Source organism: Streptosporangium amethystogenes (genome assembly GCF_000721075.1).
Classification (GTDB): domain Bacteria; phylum Actinomycetota; class Actinomycetes; order Streptosporangiales; family Streptosporangiaceae; genus Streptosporangium; species Streptosporangium amethystogenes.
Genome location: NZ_JOEQ01000062.1, coordinates 1 through 18,689 on the forward strand (window position 1 = coordinate 1; position 18,689 = coordinate 18,689).

Genomic DNA, 18,689 nt, shown 5'->3' on the forward strand with positions numbered 1-18,689 from the left:
GGTCGCCGGGCCGTCAGCGCCTGCTCAGCCCCCGCAGCACCGGCAGCCCGGTGCCGGAGTCGAGCACCAGGCGCTCGCCGAGTGGTCGCGCCAGCGTGACGGTGATCGTAGCCGTCTTGAGGATGCCCGGGCACACCTCAACAGAGTCGGATCCTCTCTCGTCCACGTCGACCACCACCAGTCGGTTGGTCTCGTAAACGCGTGCCCCGTGAATGGTGTCACAGGCGCCGTAGCCGTACCGGAGAAGCAGCTCGTTCGGCTTGCCGGACGACGCGGCCGTTCTGGATGACGAGCGTGACGCGGTCGCGGTCGGCGAACAGTTCGGGGACCTCCAGCGGGTTCCCGGCGAACCCTACGAGGTCAGCCCGCTTGCCGGCCTCGATGGTACCGGTCTCCGCGCCGATCCCGAGGATGTCGGCGTTGACCCGCGTGGCCGCGACCAGGGCGGCCATCGGGTCCTCCACCCTGGAGCGCAGCACGAGCTCCTGGCCGCGGCCCTCCTGCCTCGGCCCGATGAGGTCGGATCCCGACCCGACGCGCAGCCCCGCCGCCCTGGAGGCGTGGATGGCGTCAATCTGGCCCTGCCAGACGCCTGCCGCCCGCGCGGCGACCTCCGGCGGTAGGCCGGCCTCGCCCGCGTCGTCGAGCAGCGCTCGTACCATCGTCAGGGTGGACACGTGCGCGACGTCGTGCTCGGCCATCAGGGCGGCCGTCTCGTCGTCGATCTGGGATCCGTGCTCGACGCACCGCGCACCGGCGGCGACCGCGTTGCGGATGCCTGCGTTATTGTGCGCGTGCACGGTGACGTACGTGCCACGCGCGGCCGCCTCCTCGACGGCGACTGCGATCTCCGCTGTAGACAGCTGCGTGTCGGAGAGCTTGTCGTGCCAGGACACGATGCCTCCGGTGACGCACAACTTCAGGAAGCCGGCGCCGCGCCTGAAGGCCTCCCTGGCGTTCTTGCGCATCTCGTCGGGGCCGTCGCACAGCAGGGACAACGACCGCAGCCCGGGGACCTCGTGATCGGGCCAGTCGGCGGACGGCTCCCACTCAGGCGCGAGGTAGCCGTGCCCGCCGGTCTGGCAGAGGATCGGCCCGCAGTGCAGGATGCGCGGGCCGGGGATCTTCCCGCTCGCCACCACGCCCGCGAGCCCGGCGTCGATGCCGCCGGTGTCGCGCACGGTGGTGAAGCCCTCGTCGAGCGTCTGCGCGCAGTTCGCGAACATGTCGGCGGCCAGCTCGGCCACCGACAGCCGGTTGCCGATGTCGGCCTCGATCGAGCTGGACAGGCCCAGATGGGCGTGGGCGTCGATCAGCCCTGGCACGAGCGTCATGCCCGAGCAGTCCAGCACCTCGGCGCCTGCCGGGGGCTGCCCGCCGACCCGGGTGATCCTGCCCTCTTCGACGAGGACGGCCTGCTTCACCGGGTCATGTCCCGATCCGTCGGCGACCGTCGCACCTGTGAGCCACATGTGTCCTCCTGCGGTTGTCCGTCTCATCTGGGGGCGAGGCCCAGCGTCTTCATGGTGAAGGCCAGCCACTCGGTGTTCTGAGTGATCGCGACCTCCCTGTCCGTCGCCCACCCGTGCCCCACGTCGCTCCACACGCGGACCAGGATCGGCGCTTCGCCGGCCGTGGCGGCCTGCAGCCGCGCCCCGAACTTGCGGGCGTGCCACGGCGGACAGCGCGGGTCGGTGTCGCCGGCGTCGATGAACACCGCGGGATATTCGACACCGTCCTTGACCAGGTGGTACGGCGAGAACTCCGCCATCCGCTCGACCTCGCCGGGGTCGGCGGGGTCGGCGAACTCCAGCTCGACCACGTACCTGCCGTACACGTCACGGCAGGCGCCGACCAGATCGAGGAGCGGCACACGCGGAACCACCGCCGCCCACAGGCGGGGCCGCTGGGTCAGCGCCACGCCGGACATCAGGCCGCCGTTCGATCCGCCGGTGACCGCGAGCAGGTTCGAGCTGGTGACTCCGGTGGCGATGAGGTCGTGGGCGATGGCGTAAAGGTCGGCGTAGCCGTTCTGCTTGTTCGCCAGCCGCCCGCCCTCCCACCAGGCACGGCCGAACTCGGCGCCGCCGCGCAGGTGGCAGTGCACATAGACGCCGCCCGCGGCGACGAAGGCGGCGATGGGGCCGGGGAACTGCGGGGTCCAGGACACGTTGAAGCCGCCGTAGGCGTACATCAGCGCCGGTCGCGGCCGGTTGAGCGAGATGTCCCTGAGCCGCACGACGTGGTAGGGGATCCGGGTGCCGTCCTCCGAGGTGGCCCAGCCGTCCTCGACGACCGCGTTTTCGATCACCACCTCGGGCTCGCGCAGGACCTCCAGCTCCGGCTCCCCCGGCCGGTGGCGGTAGGTGCCCCACGAGCCGACGAGCGTCGAGAACTCGAACAGGTACGCCTCCGCGTGGCCGTTCATCAGGTTCATCAGCGGGAACGGCTGCTCGGCGAGCGCGCCCCTGCCGGGCAGGGGCACCTGCCCGCACGCCGCGCCCGCGCCGTCGACGACTCTGACCTTGGCGTAGGTGTCGGAGAGCTCTGACAGGTACAGCAGGTCGCCCACGGGGGTGAGAGTCCTGATCACGGTGTCGGACTCGGGCACGATCTCCCGCCAGGACGCCGGATCGTCCGGGTCCTTAGCGTCCAGGGCGATGGCCACGACCCTGCCGCGCGGCGCGCCGACGTCGGTGACGGCGATCCACTCCTCGCCGACGAGGTGCCCGGCGAGCGTGCCGTCCACCCCGGTGACGAACGGCCGCCACTGCAGCCCGGCCGGGTCGTCCAGGCGGGCCACGGCGACGGGGACCGGGTTCAGCAGCCGCTGGAGGGCCACTGCGTAGGCACCGTCGCGTGACACCACGACCGTGCGGTAGTCCTGCTCCGGCAGCCAGCTCACGCCGTCGACCAGGGTGGTGGTGGGTTCGGGCACCCTGCGGTGCAGCCACACGTCGTGCGCGACGCTGGTCGGGCTGTCGTCGGTGCCGGTGAAGAAGAAGCCCGTGGAGTCGGGCAGCCAGTGGGCGCCGGCGGTCCAGTTGTCCTTCAGCGGCGGGCGCGGCGGTTCCCGCAGCCGCGCGCCGGTCTCCGTGTCGATGAGCCTGATGGTGTTGCGCTCGCTCCCGTCGTCGCAGACGCCGACGGCGAGCATGCTGCCGTCGGGCGAGGGGGAGATCCACGACACGTACGGCGGGCGGTCAGGGTTCTCGGCAGCCGGATCGAACAGCACGCGCCCCTCGCCGAAGGGTTCGTCCGCGACGATGACGCGCGCTTGGGAGGCACCCTCGGCGACGGCGGCGCGGAACCACCGGCCGCCGGCCGTACGCGGGGAGAAGCCGATCCGGGGGACGGTGAAGCGGGCCACGGACTCGCGCAGCCGGTCGAAGTGCGGCCAGTCGCGCACGTAGCTCGCGGCGACCTCCCCCTGCGCGTCCTGCCAGCGCCTGACGTCGTCGCCGTCGCCTTCGAGCCATCGGTAGGGGTCGGGGAAGGTGACGCCGGCCAGTTCGTCGACGTCGTCGGTGACGCGGGTCGTCGGATACATGTGTGCGGGTCCTTTCGATGCGGCGCTCATCCGATGACGGTGCCGGAGCTGTCTGCGTTGATCGGCCGCTTCCTGGAGAAGGCACCCAGGTCGACCGTGTGGCCGGTGTGCCTGGCGTGGAAGCGCACCGGCTGCCGGTCGTGGTCGGCGCCGTTCTCCACGGCCTGCACCAGCGCGGCCATGAGCCCGCCGACGACCGGCGCGTTCTTGAACTGGTTGCCGCTGGTGCCGATGGCGACGTAGAAGCCGGGCAGTTCCGTCCTGTCGTAGATGGGCGTCCAGTCGTCGGTCACGTCGTAGACGCCGACCACGCCTCTGGGCCGGTCCGGCACGCCGAGCGCGGGAAAACGCCGTGCGGCCCTGGTGACCTGGGCACCGAACAGCGCCGCCGTCGGGGCCATGGCCGCCTGCTCCGGGTCCTCCAGCCAGTCGAGCGGGTCGCACTCAGGCTCGGTGCCCCCGACGAGCAGGCCGCCGGCCGTGTCGCCGCGCAGGTAGGTGCCGAGGTCCAGGTCGGCGATGATCGGGCCGAAGCCGGGTGGCGCGGACACATAGTGCACCTCCTGACGCAGCGGGCGCACCCCCACGGTGAAGTCGGAGCCGACTCCCGCGAGCCGGTTGAGCGCCGCCGACCAGGGGCCGGCCGCGTTGACCACGACCGGGGCGCTGACGAGCGTGCCGTCGGCCAGCCGTACTCCCGTGACCCGGTCGTGCGCGCGCGTCACCTCCACCACCACCCGCCTGAAGCGGAAGACGGCGCCGCGGCGGGCCGCGGCGGCGGCGAGGTTGGCTGCGGCGAGCTGGGGATCGTCGACGAAGCCCGCATCAGGGGTGTAGACGGCGCCCAGCCGCCTGCTCGTCTCCGCCCAGAACCGCTCGTCGTCGAGCCTCGCCGGCGGCCAGTAGCGGCCGGTGTCTATGCCGGGCACCCGGGCGGCCAGCGTGTCCGGGCTCCACTCCTCGTACGTCACGCCCGCCCGGTCGAACAGCGGCAGCACCCGCTCGCGCGGCACGACCTCGGCGTCCAGCATGGCCAGCCCGGTGCGGTGGTAGCGGGCCAGCGCCTCGCCTTCCGCCGCCCCGAGGTGCTCCTGCCACGCCTCCCAGCAGTGCCTGGACTCCCAGGCCAGCGCCACTCCGTCCCAGGTGGAGAAGTTGAACCTGACCACGGCGCTGGACGCTCCGGTCGAGCCGTGCCCGGCGCTGTCGGCCTTGTCCACCACGAGCACGCTCAGGCCAGCGCCTGCCAGCTCGTACGCGATCGACGCGCCGATCACGCCCGCTCCCACGACCACCGCATCCGCGTTCATGCGAGCCAGCCTGCCCCATGGACAGGGCCCCCTTCGACTGACGAATCGATGACCGCCGAGCGCCGCCTTACGACATCTGTCGCAAAGCGCGGCGCCATCTCGCGACGGTCGCGCATGGTCCGCCCGTAGGTCACTTGCGGAACATGGGGCAAGCCCCCCAGTCGTCCCAAGGAGTGACATATGACGTCTTCGGTAACAGACCGGACCTCAGGCAAGAAGGTCATCATTGCCAGCGGGATCGGGAACTTCGTCGAATGGTTTGACTTCACCCTCTACGGCTACTCCGCCGTCGTCATCGCCCAGGTCTTCTTCCCGCCCGACGACAGCGCCGCCGCTCTGCTGGCCACCTTCGCCGTGTACGGCGTGGCGTTCCTGACCAGGCCGGCGGGTGCGATCTTCTTCGGCAGGATCGGTGACCGCCTCGGCCGTCGGGGCGCGCTGGCCCTGTCGATCCTGCTCATGGGCGGGGCGACCGCGGCCATCGGCCTCATCCCCGGGTACGCGACGATCGGCGTGGCGGCGCCGATCCTGCTGCTGCTCTGCCGCCTGCTCCAGGGGTTCTCCGCGGGCGGCGAGTACTCGGGCGCGGTCACTTTCACCGTCGAGCACGCCCCGGGACAGGGCCGCGGCATGTGGATGGCGCTGCTCGGCATTTCCACCACGCTGGGGACGGTGGGGGCGACCGCCACCGTGCTCGGATTCAGGCTCGCCCTGGGTGAGGAGGGCTTCACCGCCGGCGGGTGGCGCTGGCCGTTCCTGATCGGCGGGCTCATCTCCCTGGTCGGGCTGTACCTCCGGACGAAGCTGGCCGAGACGCCCGCCTTCACCGAGGTGGAGCCGGAGCAGCGGCCGCTGACCGAACTCGTGCGCGGCTACTGGCGCGTGATGCTGGTCGTGCTGGTGTACTTCGCGTTCGTCGGCGTCTTCACGCACATAGTCCTCGGCTACATGCCGACGTACCTGATGAAGGCGGTGGGCCTGGACCAGACGACCGCGCTCTACCTGACCACCGGGCTGATGCTGGTGGGGGTGCCGCTCGCTCCGCTGTTGGGCCTCGTGGTCGACCGGGTGGGCCGTCGCCTGCTCATCCGGGTCGGCGTGCTGGGCGGAGTGTTCGCGACGGTGCCGGCCTTCTTGCTCATGGGGACGGGGAACATGGTGGCCGCGGCGGCCGGGCTGCTGGTGCTCCTTGTGGTGATCTTCGGGACCAACGCGGCCGGGACGCTGGCGGTGCTGGAGATGTATCCGACCAAGGTCCGCTTCAGCGGCATGGCGCTGCCGTACAACGTGGCCTATGCGCTCTTCGCCGGCACGGCGCCGCTGGTGAGCGAGGGGCTCATCGGGGCGACCGGCAGCCTGCTGGCCCCGGCCTTCTACGCGACGGCCATCGCGGTGGTGGCCTGCCCGATCCTGTTCCGCGGCATCCCCGAGACCAGGGGCGGCGATCTGCGCACGGGGGTCACCGCAGCTCGATGAGGCGGGCCACTTTGAGCCCGAGGTGCAGGGCGAGGCGGTCGTCGCCGCTGGAGAGCCGTACGCGGGCGATCTCCTCGACCCTGCGCAGTCGGTAGTAGAGGCTGGCGCGGTGGATGCACAGCTCGGCGGCGGTGCGCTTGATGTCGCCCGCGTTGTCGAAGAACGTCTCCAGCGTGCTGGCCAGCGTGTCGTTGCCGCCGTCGTGGTCGAGCAGCCGGCGCACACCCGGGTGCAGGCTGTGGCCGAGCCGCTCGGCGGGCAGCTCGGCCAGCAGGCCGTAGACACCGAGGCCCGAGTACCACACCACCGGGCCAAGGATCCTGATGACCCTGGCGACGTCGGCGGCCCGCTTGGCCTCGCCGTACGACTCGTGCGCCGCCGACAGTCCCGCACCGCGCTCGCCCACGCCGATCCAGCACTCCTTGCCGCTCTCCTTGACGATGAGCCGCTGCACCGCGGCGGCGAGGTCGTTGACCTCGCTCGTCGACGGCACCTGCTGGACGAGGACGAGAATGCCGTGGTCGGGCCGTTCGAGGTGGATGGCGTTGCGCGGCGGGATCCTGCGGCGGGCCTGCTCCAGCCCGACGGCCAGAGCCAGGCGGTCCTGCTCGCCCAGCGGCTGGCTGGCCTCGTGCGCGACGGTCGCCACCAGCACGCGCACCGGGCCCGCCACGGCCAGGTCCTCCTCGATCAGGCGCTGCGCCGCCTCGCCTCGCAGCCCCGCGTCGGCCGAGATCAGGTCGCGCATGAGCTCGCGCTCGCGACCCTGGATGAGCTCGCCCAAGAGGAAGTCCCTGTGCAGGATGCGCGCCGCGCTGTCGGCCGCCTGCCGTACGGCCGACGCCTGCACCTCGGTGACGGGCCCGTCGGACAGCAGCAACCACAGGAATCCCAGCAGCACCTGCTCGTAGCGGACCGGCACGCACACGCGGGCTATGCCGAGCCCGAGGTCGAGCCGGGCGGGCACGGTGAACAGGTCATGTGCCCGCAGCGCGCCGCTGTCGTGGATGTAGCCCACCACCTCGGGCGACACGCTTTTTTGCATGATCGACTGCAGGCGGACGCTGTCGACGTCGCCGGTGTGGGAGTTGTAGGCGAGTAGGCGGATGTTCGGGTCGTCGATCGCCACGGACCTGCCCAGGCGCGCGCCCAGGCTGTCGATCAGCTGCTGAAGCTCGGATGCCACGAGCGCACCCTACGACACCCGGCGCTATCAGCCGATATTTCATGACATACGTAGATATCCGCCCTCGATCTTCACGTTTAGGTTCGTCGCCATGACACCAAGCCACGGACACGGCAGGGGCGGACCGAAAGGCGTCGCCACCGGCGTCTCGGCGGTCGCCTCCAGCCGGCATCCCATCGTCACCGAGACCACGCTCGACGTCATGCGGCGCGGCGGCAACGCCGTCGACGCGGGCATCGCCGGCCGCATGGTGCAGGCGGTGGTCCAGCAGGACAGACCCCGTTGCTGTATTTCGCTGCTGTACGGACATGACAAAGGCCCTCCGGGAGGGCCTGGCCGAGACACGCCATGCGGCCGAGCAGGACCACGAGGGCCGCAACCGCCCAGTCCTCCGTGATCTCCATGGCCGCTTCAAGATCACGGCGCAGCGGGACAAACGGCGAGCCAGACCGGAGCGGGACTCGCAGAATCAGCGCTGGTGAATGGTGGCGCGTTCGCCGCAGCGACGGTCTTGTGCGTTGCGATCTTGACCGCGGCCCAGGGACCGCGATGACGCTCCGGCGTTTCCCGGCCGAACGCAGCCAGATAAGAAAAGAAGAAGACCCCTGAGCGGATAATCCCTGCTCAGGGGCCTTCTTGCTGCTGTGCGGCCGGAGGTACTCGAAACCCCAACCTTCTGATCCGTAGGTCCCCGAACGACGTCCAAGAGCGTTCAGACCAGTTCGCCACGCAGGTCGTGCACGATCCGCCTGTTCATATCAGTCCAGCTCGGTCCAGAGTCGTACGGCTTGATGGCTCCCAAGTTGGCTCCCAGAGTCGGAGCGTCGACGGTTTTCAGGCCATGCCCGTTCTCAGCGGTTCATGGTTGTTGACCTGCAGAAACGTTTCCCTCCGCCTCGACGGCGACCTCGATCATTGCACGCATATTGCACGCCTCCCTCGCGCCCACCATGACAGCCTGGCGCTCAGGCAGGTTTTGAGGCATTCATTGAACACCGGGTCTATGGGGCCGGCATCCTGGCTGCGTGCGCGGCCACAGCGGCAGCGGATTAAAAGATCGCCCTCGGGCCGTTCCGAACAGTTCAATGCAGGTCAGATGGTGTGTCCGTGGCCATGTAAAAGTGGCTCTGGCTCACTTTCGGTGGTGACCGAGCGTGGTCACAGGTGATGAAGACGCGCTTGAGACGAATCAGCCGGCCAGAAGGGTGTCGTGGCGCGGTCCGGCGAGCAGGGTCACGAGCGACCGTGTATTCCTACAGGCGTCTGGTGAGGAAACCGCCCAGCTCCGTGACGTCAGCTTGACGCACACGTTCCGTTACCACCGAAAGTGAGCCAGAGCCGAAAACCGTACGGTCCCCGTTTTGGACTCCTTCTCCATTACCAGCGTGTCGTAGCCGCTGGCTGACAGGGCGGCGAGCTGGAGCTGGGAATTCTGGTCACGGGTCGAGACGCGGGTGTAGGCCCACAGGTGCCCGGTCGTCGAGGGGCTCAGGCGGGTCTCTGGCTCACTCGGCGTGGCTGTAGCAGGTCGGCGATGGTCTCGATGCCGTCGGAGATGGCGGCTGTGGTCAGGTTGCCGAATCCGAGTACGAGCTGTGGGGGCCGTGGGTGCTGGTCCATGCGGTAGGTGCTCATTCCGTATAGTCCGACGGACCGACGGCGTGCGGCCGCGATTATGGCACGCTCGTCGGCACCGGTTGGTAACTGGGCGACGGTATGGAATCCGGCGGCCAGCCCGCGCAGTTCGATGCCGGGTGCGTGTCGTTGGATCGCTTCGAGGAGGGCGGTGCGGCGGGCGGCGTAGCGCTGCCGCATATGGCGCAGGTGACGATCGTAGCGGCCGGACTTCAGCAGGTCGGCGAGCGCGAGTTGGTCGATGACCGGTGAGCCGCGATCGGCGAGCTGCTTGTAGCGGGCGACATCGGGAGTCAGGTGAGGTGGGCTGAGAATCCAGCCGAGTCGCAGGGCCGGTGCGAGTGACTTGCTGACGGAGCCGAGGAGCGCGACCCGGTCTGGGGCGAGGCCCTGTAGCGCGCCGACGGGTTCGCGGTCGTAGCGGAACTCGGCGTCGTAATCGTCCTCGATGATCGTCGCGGTCCGTGTCGTGGCCCAGTTGATCAGGGCTTGCCGCCTGTCAGGGGCGAGCACGACGCCGGTGGGCGATTGGTGGGCGGGTGTGAGCACGACGGCGCGTGCATCAGTGGCAGCGAGTGCGTCGGTGTCGATGCCGCGCTCGTCGACCGGGACGGCGATGACGTCGAGGCCCAGCATCGCGGCGATGGTGCGGTGGTCGGGGTCGCCGGGGTCCTCGAAGGCCACGACGCGTACGCCCTGGCCCGCCAGGGACCGCAGGACGAGCTGGAGCCCTTGTGCGTAGCCCGCGCAGATGACGGTGTGACCGGGGTCGGTGCCGGCGCCGCGGACTCGCCGTAGATAGGCGGCGAGCACGTCGCGCAGTGTCGGTTCGCCGTGCGGGTCGGGGCAGCCGAGCAGGTCGCTGGGCGCATCGCGGCAGGCACGGCGAAGGGCGCCGCTCCAGTACTCGCGCGGGAAGCTCGACAGGTCGGGTACGCCGGGTCGGAAGTCGATTCTGGCAGGCTCGATGGCTGTGGATGGCGGAAGCGCGGCCGTGTACGGACGCGCGGTGGCGGCAACCCGGGTGGCCGAGCCGCCGCGGCTGACCAGATAGCCCTCTGCCTGCAGTTGCGCATAGCACTCGGTCACCAGGCCGCGAGAGATGCCGAGGTCGCGGGAGAGGGCACGGGATGAGGGGAGTCGCTCTCCGGCAGCGAGCCGACCGGCGCGGATGGCCTCCCGCAATGCGCGTTCGAGTTGGTCGCGCAGGGGTTCAGGTCGGTTTCGGTCGACCTGCAACAGGAGCTGTGGTCCGGAACCGGTCCAGTCGATCAGCATGAAACTGGACCTTACTGCTGAACCGGTTCCCGTCCTACGGTCGGCTTATGGATCATCAGGAAGTCGCCGCCGGTAGGAGAGCTTCGGCGGGCAGGGGCGAGGTTCGTCTCGGGGATGGCGTGGATCGGCAATCGATCCTGACCCGTCCGATGGTTCTGTTGCTGATCATGTCGGTGTGTTCTTCCGGGAGCTTCTATCTGCTGATGTCGGTCGTCCCCCTGTATGTGGCCACGGCCGGGGTGGGCGGCGTGGGCGCGGGCATGTCCACCGGCGCACTGATGCTGGGGACCGTGCTGATGGAGTTCGCAGTGCCGGGCCTGCTGCGCAGGTACGGGTACCGCGCCGTGATGGCCGCGGGCCTGCTTCTGCTCGGGGCGCCTGCGTTGATACTGGTGGCATCCTCCTCACTGCCGTTGGTGCTGGGTGTCTGCTTAGTGCGTGGCGCAGGGCTCGGCATTGTCGTTGTGGCCGGCGCGGCCCTCGTCGCCGAACTCGTGCCTACCGATCGCCGCGGCGAGGGGCTGGGGTTGTACGGCGTAGCCGTCGGGGTCCCGTCCATCGCGTGCCTGCCGTTGGGTCTGTGGCTGGTCGGGAACGTCGGGTACGGGCCGGTGTTCATCACCGGGGCGGCGCTGTCGTTGCTCGGGCTGGCCACCGTACCCGGCCTGCCGGCCCGGTCGGCTCGCATCGAGCACGGCAGCGTTCTCGGCGCCTTTCGTATCCGTGGGCTCGCCAGGCCGACGGTCATCTTCGCCACCGTGACACTGGCGGCCGGCGCCCTGTTGACCTTCCTCCCCATGGCCGTACCGGCCGAGTCGCATCAGGTGGCCGCGGGGGCTCTGCTCGTGCAGTCCTGCGCTGCTCCGCTCGCACGCTGGGGCGCGGGCTGGTACGGCGACCGTCATGGCGCTGCCCGCTTACTCGTCCCCGCAGTGCTCGCGGCCACCGTTGGCACGGCCGTGCTCGTCTGGGTGGGCAGCCCGGTCGCGGTGATGGTCGGCATGGGGCTGTTCGGGCTCGGGTTCGGCCTGGCCCAGAACGTGACGCTGGCACTGATGTTCGAGCGCGCCCCCGAGTCCGACTTTGGTCGGGTAAGCGCGCTGTGGAACCTCGCCTACGACGGCGGGATGGGCGTCGGGGCAGTCGCGTTCGGCCTCCTGACCGTGCCGATGGGCTACCCCGTGGGATTCGCCGTCACCGCCATCGTGCTGTTCACCGCGCTGGCCCCCGCGTGGCTCGACCACAGGGCCGCGTCGAAAGACGACATCACTTGACGGTCGCCTCAGCCGCGCCCCTGTTGATACCGCAAGGAACGAGCGAAAAGGAGAACCTCATGGAAAACGTCATGCTGAACATGAGTGTGTCAGTGGACGGCTTCAGCGCCGGACCCGATGTGACCGTCGAGCACCCCATGGGCGAAGGCGGCGAGCGGCTCCACGAGTGGCTGTTCAACAGCAGTTCGGATCGGGCTGTAGCCGCTGGCGGCACATCACCGAACGGAGTGGACGCCCAGGTCGCACAGGAGCTTCTCGCATCGACCGGAGCCGTTGTGGTGGGCAGACGCACGTTTGACGTGGGAGTGGAGTTGTGGGGGGACACCCCGTTCCCCGTGCCCTGCTTCGTGCTCACCCATCAAGCCCGCGAACAGTTGGTCATGAAAAGCGCAGCGTTCACCTTCGTCACTGACGGCATCGAGAGCGCGCTTCGGCAGGCCCGAGTGGCAGCGCGCGGCAAGAACGTCCTCATCATGGGTGGGGCAAATACCGCACAGCAGTTCGTGAGGGCCGGGCTCGTGGACGAGATTCAGATTCAACTGGTGCCCGTGCTGCTCGGTTCAGGCACCCGGCTGTTCGATCACCTAGGCACCCATCACATCGAGCTGGAACGAAATAGGTTGATCGAGTCACCGCACGTGACGCACCTGCGATTCCGCGTCGCGAGGTAGCTGGCTGGCCCAAGCCCGCCCGGAGCCTCCCATCAGCCGCGCCGAGCAGCGCGGCTGATCCGTCGTGAGCTGTACGGAGATCAGAAAGGCCACCTCCGGTGATCGGAAGTGGCCCTTGAGCTGAGCGCGGCCAAGAGGAATCGAACCTCTGACCTTGAGATCCGTAGCCAGTTCGAGACTGTCCACTGACGTCCACAGGTGTCAGAAAGTCCTGCTCAGAGCCATCGCATGCTTGATCATCTTCTGTAGGTGTCCACTCGCGCCCAAGGATGGTGTTAGCACTTCCGTTACTGACCTTGAAAGGCTGAGCTCACGTTCGAGGGGGCCGGTCATGGCTCTCGGTCTCCCCGGTTGTGCACCGGAGATATGAGATATCCAGACAGCGGAGGACTGGCAGCTCGGGCGCGGCTGCAACGTGAGCGCCTGCGCTTTCGAGCGGCGGACATGTTCGCCTCGGGAATGACCGCGCCGCAGGTCGCCCGACGACTGAAGGTGACCCGCAAGTCGGCGTGCGCGTGGCTGCGGGCATACAAGGCCGGCGGCAAGGCCGCGCCGGCCTCCAGGAGCGCGGTGCCGGCTGTCGCCGGAGCAGTTGCGGCGACTGGAGGCGGAGTTGGAGCGCGGCCCGGCCGCGCACGGCCGGCGTAGCGACCAGCGCTGGACACCGGCGCGGGTCGCCGAGCTGTTTCGGACGCGCTACACCCCGCGAGGGGTGGCCTACCTGCTGCGACGCCTGGGCTGGTCGCCGCAGGTGCCCCTCCACCGGGCAGCCGAACGCGACGAGGAAGAGATCGCCACGTGGGTCAAGGAGGTCTGGCCCGATGTAAAAGCACTGTGGCGGCCCGTGGAGCCTGGCTGATCTTCGCTGACGAGTCCGGCCAAAGCGCGCACCTGGGCACGGCGGGGGCACACGCCGGTGGTGGAGGTATCGGCCAAGGGGTCGGGCCGGATATCGGTCGCCGCGCTGCTGTGTTGCAAGCCCGGCCGCGAGCCTCGGCTGCTGTATCGCCTGCTCGGCTACCGCGGTCGTACCCGCGAGCAGAAGGGCTTCGACGTGCGCGACTTCTAGGCCCTGCTGATGGGCGCCCACCATCTGCTGGATGCTCCGATCGTCGTGGTCTGGGACAACCTGGGCCGCCATACCTGCGCGCGGATGCGCGCGTTCGTCGAGTGCCATGACTGGCTGACGGTTCATCAGCTGCCGTCGTACGCGCCGGAACTCGATCCGGCCGAGGGCGTGTGGGCCAACCTCAAGGGCATGCTGGGCAACCTGGCCCCCCACAGTGTCGATGATCTCGCCACTGTCATTCGCAGCCACCTCAAACGGATGCAGTACCGGCCAACGCTGTTGAACGGCTTCATCGCCGGGACCGGCCTGATCCTCGATCTGCCGTAACCCTAACCATTCAAGATCAGTAGCAGGAGCCAAGCTGTTGGCAGAGAATCTTAACAATCAAGAAAACATGAGGGCCCCTGATGGCGTAATGCCTGTTCAGGGGCCTTCTTGCATGTGTGTGGCCGGAGGTACTCGAAACCCCAACCTTCTGATCCGTAGATCCCCAAATCATGTTCAGGGGCGTTCAGAGCAGTTCACCGTGCAGGTCGTCGACGATCCGGGTTCACATCAGTCCAGCTCGGTTCATGCTTGTCCGCTCGGTTGGCTCCCAAGATGGCTCCTGGAGGACTCCCAGACCACCTGCTTGCAGGTCAGCCCGATCGTGAGCCGCTACGGCCCCGACCCGGGCGGCGAACACCCGTGACTAAACGCTTTCAACCTGAAGGACAGACGGCCTCTATGGCGGACACAGCGGCCCACGGCCACGATGCCTCCTCTGCCCTGGGACGGCGGTGTGCTGTCGGGGAGCGGTTCGGAAGCGTGGCTGATCGATCCACGTGATGGCAGGGAACTGGGCCGCTGGCGGTTGCCGGAGCCATTGGCAGACACCGACCATCGCCCGGCGTTCACCCTGGTCGCCCCTGACTGCTGCCTGATACCGTGCGGCCCACGGTCCGTTGTGGCCATTCGGCTGTCATCGGGACTCGTCGATCAGTTCTTCCGTCACGATGCCGACCTCTCGGCTTCGGCTGCCGAGTTCACCGATGGCGTGGTGTGGCTGCGCGAGCGGCGGGCCGGTTATCTCGCCGTCGACCCCGAAGACGGGTCGAAACTGTGGAATGTAGATGTCAGGCAGCCGCTCATTAGCGAGGTGGTTCAAAGCAGCGGGGTAGAGGAACCGGACGATCTCATCGTGGTCTCAGCTCAGCCGGGGGAGACGAAACCGGACTCGTAGGCCGTGATGACGGCCTGGGTGCGATCGCGCGCCCCCAGCTTGGCCAGGACGTTGCCGACGTGGGTCTTCACCGTCTCAGCCCCGATGACCAGCTCGGCGGCGATCTCAGTATTGGACCGGCCACAGGCCATCAGCCGCAGCACGTCGGCCTCCCGCGCGGTCAGCTTCCCGAGCCCGGGGACGGCACGGGTGGCGGCGTACCGGCTCTGACGGTTCGCGGCGAGATCGCGGATCGCGGCCGGGAACAGCAGCGACTCCCCGGCGGCGACGATTCGGACGGCCTGCACCAGATCGCCGGGCCGGCTGCGCTTGAGCAGGAAGCCGCTGGCCCCCGCGCGCAACGCGTCATATATGTAGTCGTCGTTGTTGAAGGTGGTCACCACGATGACCTTGGGCGGCTGAGGCAGCGCCAACAGCAGCCGGGTGGCCTGAATGCCGTCCACCGCGGGCATCCGCACGTCCATCAGCACCACGTCGGGCCGCGTCGTCCGAACCACCGGCACCACTGCCGCTCCATCAGCCGCCTCGCCCACCACCTCCAGGTCGGGTTCGGTGTCGACGATGATCCGCAGGCCGGTCCGGATCAGATCCTCGTCATCGGCAATGACCACACGAATCGGCATGCGCCCGACACTATCCACCACCATTCAGGGACGGAGTGGCAGCCGTACTGACACATGCCACTCTCCGCCTGCGGGACCGGCGTCGAAGTCGCCGCCCAGCAGCGCGACCCGCTCGCGCATGCCACCGATGCCGCGCCCACTCCTGCCAGGCGCCCGTCCCGCTGGGTTGCACACATCGAGCTCCAGATGGTCGTCGTGTACGGCCAGCGCCAGCCGTACCGGACCGGTCCCGTGGCGCAGGGCGTTGGTGAGCGACTCCTGGGCGATCCGGTAGACCTCCCGGGAGACCTCGGTGGGCACGGTGGCCAGGTCGCCGGTGACCTCAGCGGCGGCGCCGGCCCCGTATACCAGGCCGCTCAGGTCGGCGAGCGTCCGCGCTGGGGCCGTGGACGGCTCGTCTTCCTGCTCACGTAACACCCCCAGCACCTGATCCAGTTCCTCCAGCGCCGCGCGCGCCGATTCCTCGATCGCCCCCAGCGCAGCCCGGACCGCCACGGGGTCGCGGTCCAGGACCCGGGCGGCCGCCCCGGCCTGCACGGTCACCACGCTCAGCACGTGCCCGATCGAGTCGTGCAGTTCACGGGCCAGGCCGTTGCGGACCGCCTGGCGGCGGACCCGCTCCTCCAGCAGCGCCAGCCGCTGGGCGGGTGAGGGACCTAGCAACTTCGGCGCCGACCAGGCCAGCAGCGCGCCCACCCCGGCGGTCAGGTAGACGAGCGCGACCAGGAGGGTGACGCCCAGCAGCGGGCCGCCCCACCAGACCCCCCGCAAAGTGGATGCGATCCCCAGGTCGAACGGGGTATCGGTGACCGGCAGCAGAATCGCCACGACCACGAACGGAACCGCCGCCAGCGTCAGCCCCGCCATCATCCCGCCGACCCCCAGGTGCAGGGTGAACCAGGCGGCGGTGCGCCGCCGCTCACCCCAGCTCCGCCCCCCGGCCGTCCGCTCGGCGGGCAGCGGGTCGATCTCGGCACCCAGCAGGCTACGCGCCGCCGTCACCTCCAGCGCCCGGACCGGCAGCACCAGCCCGGTCAGCGCCACCAGCGGCAGCACCGCCAGGAAAACCAGCGGCTGGAGCGCGTCGCCTGACGCGGCCGACACCCTGGTCAGACCACCGATCATGGAACCCACCATCACGTACGGCATCAGCAGCGCTCCACCGAGGACGAGACAGACCCACCGCAGATAGGTGGCACGGCCGACAAGGGGTGACAGCATGCCTTCAATCATCCTTAACCGCAGACACCGCACGACGGGCGAGTCCAGTGGGCGTAGAGCAGTGTGGCGATGCCCATCCCGATGCCCCAGAAGAGTAGACACGTATCAGCAGGGAGTGATCGCCTCCTTAGGCGTCGTCTCATTTGGTGACCAGACGGTAGCAAATGAGGACATCCGGCCAGCCAGAAGACCGTCCGCTCGACGACCCAGCGTTACCGTCCCAGGCACCGACTGGATTCGATCCCGCGACGAGCGACGCGCGGGATGATGTCCTGCCCGCGGCACTTACCTTGTCGAGCTTTCACACCGCTCCGCGGGCACACCCCCGCTCGCTCTGCCCAACCGCCATCCGGCCGTTGCCCAGCACACCCCCCAGAGAAGAAAGAACGGCGACCACAGCAGCAGATCCCAACGTGCCAGGTCGCGAGCCAGCGAGGCATGCCCGACCGGGGGCGGGCGAACCCCGGTCAACAGCAGCACGTCGCCGACGAAGCCGAACCCAAGCACGCCGATCGACCGAACGATCATGAAGACTCCGAGCGTCCAGGTGATCAAGAGCAGTAGCCGGCGCGGCACTCTCGCACCCCAGGGCCTCACGGTGGCCAGCGCGACGATGACACCGACCACCGCGGCACCGGCCAGCAACCAGTGGCTTGCCACGAACAGGGGATCACGTGCGAGCAGCTGTTCGCGCAGGTGTGGGGGGAGCGGGTCCTTGTCGGCCAGTGCATTGGCCCCCAGCGCCTGGGCGAGCTTCATCGATCCGTACACCGCGGCGCACACCGCGGCCCCGTACGCGCCCATCCGCGCCCGATCAGCCCGCGACACGTCTCGTCACCGCCGCGTAGGACCGGGTCATCTCCAAAAACAGCCCGATCACGAGGATTCCAAGAACTCCGTGATACCACTGCCAGCCCACACCCATGCCGACGAACCCGTCCACGATCATGATCCCCGCGCCGCCACCAACGGCCAACAGCATCCCGACCAGCACGAACAGCATCAACGTTCTCGGCACCCGGCGCCCCAGCGCCGTGACCGTGGCGAGGGCGACGCACGCACCCAACACGCCGGACGCGGTTGCGAGCCACTGTGCGGTGGCCGCCTCCATGAAATAGCTTCCAGTTTCGGCAGCCGACACGGGCGGGCCGCCCGGAAACCCGAGCCGGGCCTGCAGAGCAAAAGCGGCCTTCCCCGCGGCGTAACCGAGGAACAGCACCGCCACCGCGCACGCCGGCCAGCGTCGCGGGTGATCAGAAGTAACCATGACCACGAGGGTAGAAGCCACAGGCCAGGCGTCATTCCCCGCAGCGGGGGAGGCCCCTCCCCCAGACGAGGGAGCACCAGCAGCCCCCTTGAGCGCGTTCCCGGTCCTTCCAAATCTCGAAGTCCGGTGGCTGATCGAGTTCCGGGCCGATGTCCAGGCCAAGCGGGCGAAGTACAAGCCCAACAGTGTCCAGATCATGCGAGCCGTCCTGCGCAAGGCACTCGGACAGGCTGAGCGCGAGGGCCTGGTGGCGCGGAACGTCGCGGCGCTGTCCATGCCTCCCCGGCTCAACACCGACGAGGGCCGTACGCTCACGGTCGACCAGTCGCACAGGCTTCTCGACGAGGTCGCGGGGCAACGGAACGTCTCCAGGCCGGAGAGGAGTGGACCGAGCACGGGCTGATCTTCCCCACGATGCTCGGCAATCCGTCTGATCCCGACACCTTCTCTCACCTGTTCTCGAAGCCGGCGCAGAAGGCCGGCCTCGGTCACTGGCATCCGCACGAGCTGCGGCACTTCGGTGCCTCGCTCATGCTCGCCGCTGCACGTCGTCTCCGACGTCCTCGGGCGCGCCAGCATCGCGATCACCAAGGATGTCTACGGGCATCTGATGGAGGAGGACAAGCGGGCGGCGTCGGCGGCGATCTCCGGGGCTCTGCTGGGCAGACCCGCGCCTTTGGCTCCCAATGGCACCGAAGAGGCCGGCTGAGCAGCACAACGAGAAAGGCCCCTGATGGCGTAGTGCCTGTTCAGGGGCCTTCTTGCATGTGTGCGGCCGGAGGTACTCGAAACCCCAACCTTCTGATCTGTAGGGAAGGGCGGATGCCTCGTCAGCGGCGTCCCGGCCTGGTCAGGCGGTGGATACGGGCCGGTGACGTGTGATCGTGTAAGGCGATGTTGCTGTATG

The 18,689-nt window shown here is 68.8% G+C and carries 20 protein-coding genes and 1 pseudogene; 10 read left to right on the forward strand and 11 right to left on the reverse strand.

Going from position 1 to position 18,689, the window contains the following annotated elements; genetic code table 11:
* Positions 1–13: 13 nt before the first annotated feature.
* From IG98_RS51570 to IG98_RS0141795, 4 genes are read right to left on the reverse strand one after another with little or no spacing between them, the layout of a single operon-like run.
* The gene (locus IG98_RS51570) at positions 14–166 is read right to left on the reverse strand and encodes a hypothetical protein (RefSeq protein WP_157594841.1); all 153 of its coding nucleotides are present in this window, start codon (positions 164–166) and stop codon (positions 14–16) included.
* A 52-nt stretch (positions 167–218) separates the two neighbouring features.
* Complete coding sequence (locus IG98_RS0141785; protein WP_084196044.1) at positions 219–1,472, reverse strand: metal-dependent hydrolase family protein; 1,254 nt, start codon at positions 1,470–1,472, stop codon at positions 219–221.
* Positions 1,473–1,495: 23 nt separating this feature from the next.
* Positions 1,496–3,550 carry a prolyl oligopeptidase family serine peptidase gene (locus IG98_RS0141790; RefSeq protein ID WP_030925691.1) on the reverse strand — a complete coding sequence of 685 codons (2,055 nt, stop codon included), beginning with the start codon at positions 3,548–3,550 and terminating at the stop codon, positions 1,496–1,498.
* Between the two features lie 26 nt (positions 3,551–3,576).
* Positions 3,577–4,860: an NAD(P)/FAD-dependent oxidoreductase gene (locus tag IG98_RS0141795; protein WP_030925694.1), complete on the reverse strand. Its 1,284-nt coding sequence runs from the start codon at positions 4,858–4,860 to the stop codon at positions 3,577–3,579.
* 180 nt (positions 4,861–5,040) lie between these two features.
* Here IG98_RS0141795 and IG98_RS0141800 point away from each other — a divergent pair, with 180 nt between their 5' ends.
* On the forward strand, positions 5,041–6,336 hold the full coding sequence (locus tag IG98_RS0141800; protein ID WP_051753639.1) for an MFS transporter: 1,296 nt from the start codon (positions 5,041–5,043) through the stop codon (positions 6,334–6,336).
* On the opposite strand, the gene IG98_RS0141805 is transcribed toward IG98_RS0141800, so the two are convergent.
* Both IG98_RS0141805 and pdxR read right to left on the reverse strand, forming a co-directional pair.
* Positions 6,320–7,522 carry a PucR family transcriptional regulator gene (locus IG98_RS0141805; protein WP_030925699.1) on the reverse strand — a complete coding sequence of 401 codons (1,203 nt, stop codon included), beginning with the start codon at positions 7,520–7,522 and terminating at the stop codon, positions 6,320–6,322. The two genes, IG98_RS0141800 and IG98_RS0141805, sit on opposite strands and share 17 nt — an antisense overlap.
* Before the next feature lie 1,488 nt (positions 7,523–9,010).
* A complete protein-coding gene (gene pdxR, locus IG98_RS0141815; RefSeq protein WP_030925701.1) occupies positions 9,011–10,435 on the reverse strand; it encodes a MocR-like pyridoxine biosynthesis transcription factor PdxR in 1,425 nt (474 codons plus the stop codon).
* Positions 10,436–10,482: 47 nt separating this feature from the next.
* On the opposite strand from pdxR, the gene IG98_RS0141820 reads away from it, so the two are divergent.
* From IG98_RS0141820 to IG98_RS51575, 7 genes are all read left to right on the forward strand, one after another.
* A complete protein-coding gene (locus IG98_RS0141820) occupies positions 10,483–11,709 on the forward strand; it encodes an MFS transporter (RefSeq protein ID WP_084196045.1) in 1,227 nt (408 codons plus the stop codon).
* A 59-nt stretch (positions 11,710–11,768) separates the two neighbouring features.
* On the forward strand, positions 11,769–12,380 hold the full coding sequence (locus IG98_RS0141825; protein ID WP_030925706.1) for a dihydrofolate reductase family protein: 612 nt from the start codon (positions 11,769–11,771) through the stop codon (positions 12,378–12,380).
* A gap of 459 nt (positions 12,381–12,839) precedes the next feature.
* On the forward strand, positions 12,840–13,028 hold the full coding sequence (locus tag IG98_RS55050; protein WP_425428155.1) for a hypothetical protein: 189 nt from the start codon (positions 12,840–12,842) through the stop codon (positions 13,026–13,028).
* Positions 12,973–13,239 carry a helix-turn-helix domain-containing protein gene (locus IG98_RS52925; protein WP_245651935.1) on the forward strand — a complete coding sequence of 89 codons (267 nt, stop codon included), beginning with the start codon at positions 12,973–12,975 and terminating at the stop codon, positions 13,237–13,239. Before IG98_RS55050 ends, IG98_RS52925 begins: the two co-directional genes overlap by 56 nt.
* Before the next feature lie 57 nt (positions 13,240–13,296).
* Positions 13,297–13,449: a hypothetical protein gene (locus IG98_RS52930; protein ID WP_211264351.1), complete on the forward strand. Its 153-nt coding sequence runs from the start codon at positions 13,297–13,299 to the stop codon at positions 13,447–13,449.
* Between the two features lie 9 nt (positions 13,450–13,458).
* Positions 13,459–13,776 (forward strand): transposase, encoded by a 318-nt coding sequence (locus IG98_RS46040; RefSeq protein ID WP_211264352.1) that lies wholly within the window; start codon positions 13,459–13,461, stop codon positions 13,774–13,776.
* A gap of 454 nt (positions 13,777–14,230) precedes the next feature.
* Positions 14,231–14,671, forward strand: a complete 441-nt coding sequence (locus IG98_RS51575; protein ID WP_157594842.1) for a hypothetical protein — start codon at positions 14,231–14,233, stop codon at positions 14,669–14,671.
* Here IG98_RS51575 and IG98_RS0141845 read toward each other — a convergent pair.
* The 5 genes and pseudogenes from IG98_RS0141845 to IG98_RS0141860 all read right to left on the reverse strand — a co-directional run bounded on the left by IG98_RS0141845 (position 14,641) and on the right by IG98_RS0141860 (position 17,782).
* Positions 14,641–15,294, reverse strand: a complete 654-nt coding sequence (locus tag IG98_RS0141845; protein WP_030925710.1) for a response regulator — start codon at positions 15,292–15,294, stop codon at positions 14,641–14,643. The two genes, IG98_RS51575 and IG98_RS0141845, sit on opposite strands and share 31 nt — an antisense overlap.
* Positions 15,295–15,318: 24 nt before the next feature.
* Positions 15,319–16,515 (reverse strand): sensor histidine kinase, encoded by a 1,197-nt coding sequence (locus IG98_RS0141850; protein WP_030925711.1) that lies wholly within the window; start codon positions 16,513–16,515, stop codon positions 15,319–15,321.
* 215 nt (positions 16,516–16,730) lie between these two features.
* Positions 16,731–16,817: pseudogene (locus tag IG98_RS54005) on the reverse strand (IS5/IS1182 family transposase); the annotation flags it as partial.
* Positions 16,801–17,343 carry a DUF3995 domain-containing protein gene (locus IG98_RS46045; RefSeq protein WP_051753641.1) on the reverse strand — a complete coding sequence of 181 codons (543 nt, stop codon included), beginning with the start codon at positions 17,341–17,343 and terminating at the stop codon, positions 16,801–16,803. The pseudogene IG98_RS54005 and the gene IG98_RS46045, both read right to left, overlap by 17 nt.
* Positions 17,330–17,782 carry a hypothetical protein gene (locus IG98_RS0141860; protein WP_037972729.1) on the reverse strand — a complete coding sequence of 151 codons (453 nt, stop codon included), beginning with the start codon at positions 17,780–17,782 and terminating at the stop codon, positions 17,330–17,332. Before IG98_RS0141860 ends, IG98_RS46045 begins: the two co-directional genes overlap by 14 nt.
* Before the next feature lie 88 nt (positions 17,783–17,870).
* On the opposite strand from IG98_RS0141860, the gene IG98_RS0141865 reads away from it, so the two are divergent.
* Together IG98_RS0141865 and IG98_RS52210 are read left to right on the forward strand one after the other, a co-directional pair.
* Positions 17,871–18,185: an eS19 family ribosomal protein gene (locus IG98_RS0141865; protein WP_030925716.1), complete on the forward strand. Its 315-nt coding sequence runs from the start codon at positions 17,871–17,873 to the stop codon at positions 18,183–18,185.
* A gap of 117 nt (positions 18,186–18,302) precedes the next feature.
* Positions 18,303–18,491, forward strand: coding sequence for a hypothetical protein (locus IG98_RS52210; RefSeq protein WP_030925717.1), 189 nt, complete (start codon positions 18,303–18,305; stop codon positions 18,489–18,491).
* Positions 18,492–18,689: the final 198 nt, after the last annotated feature.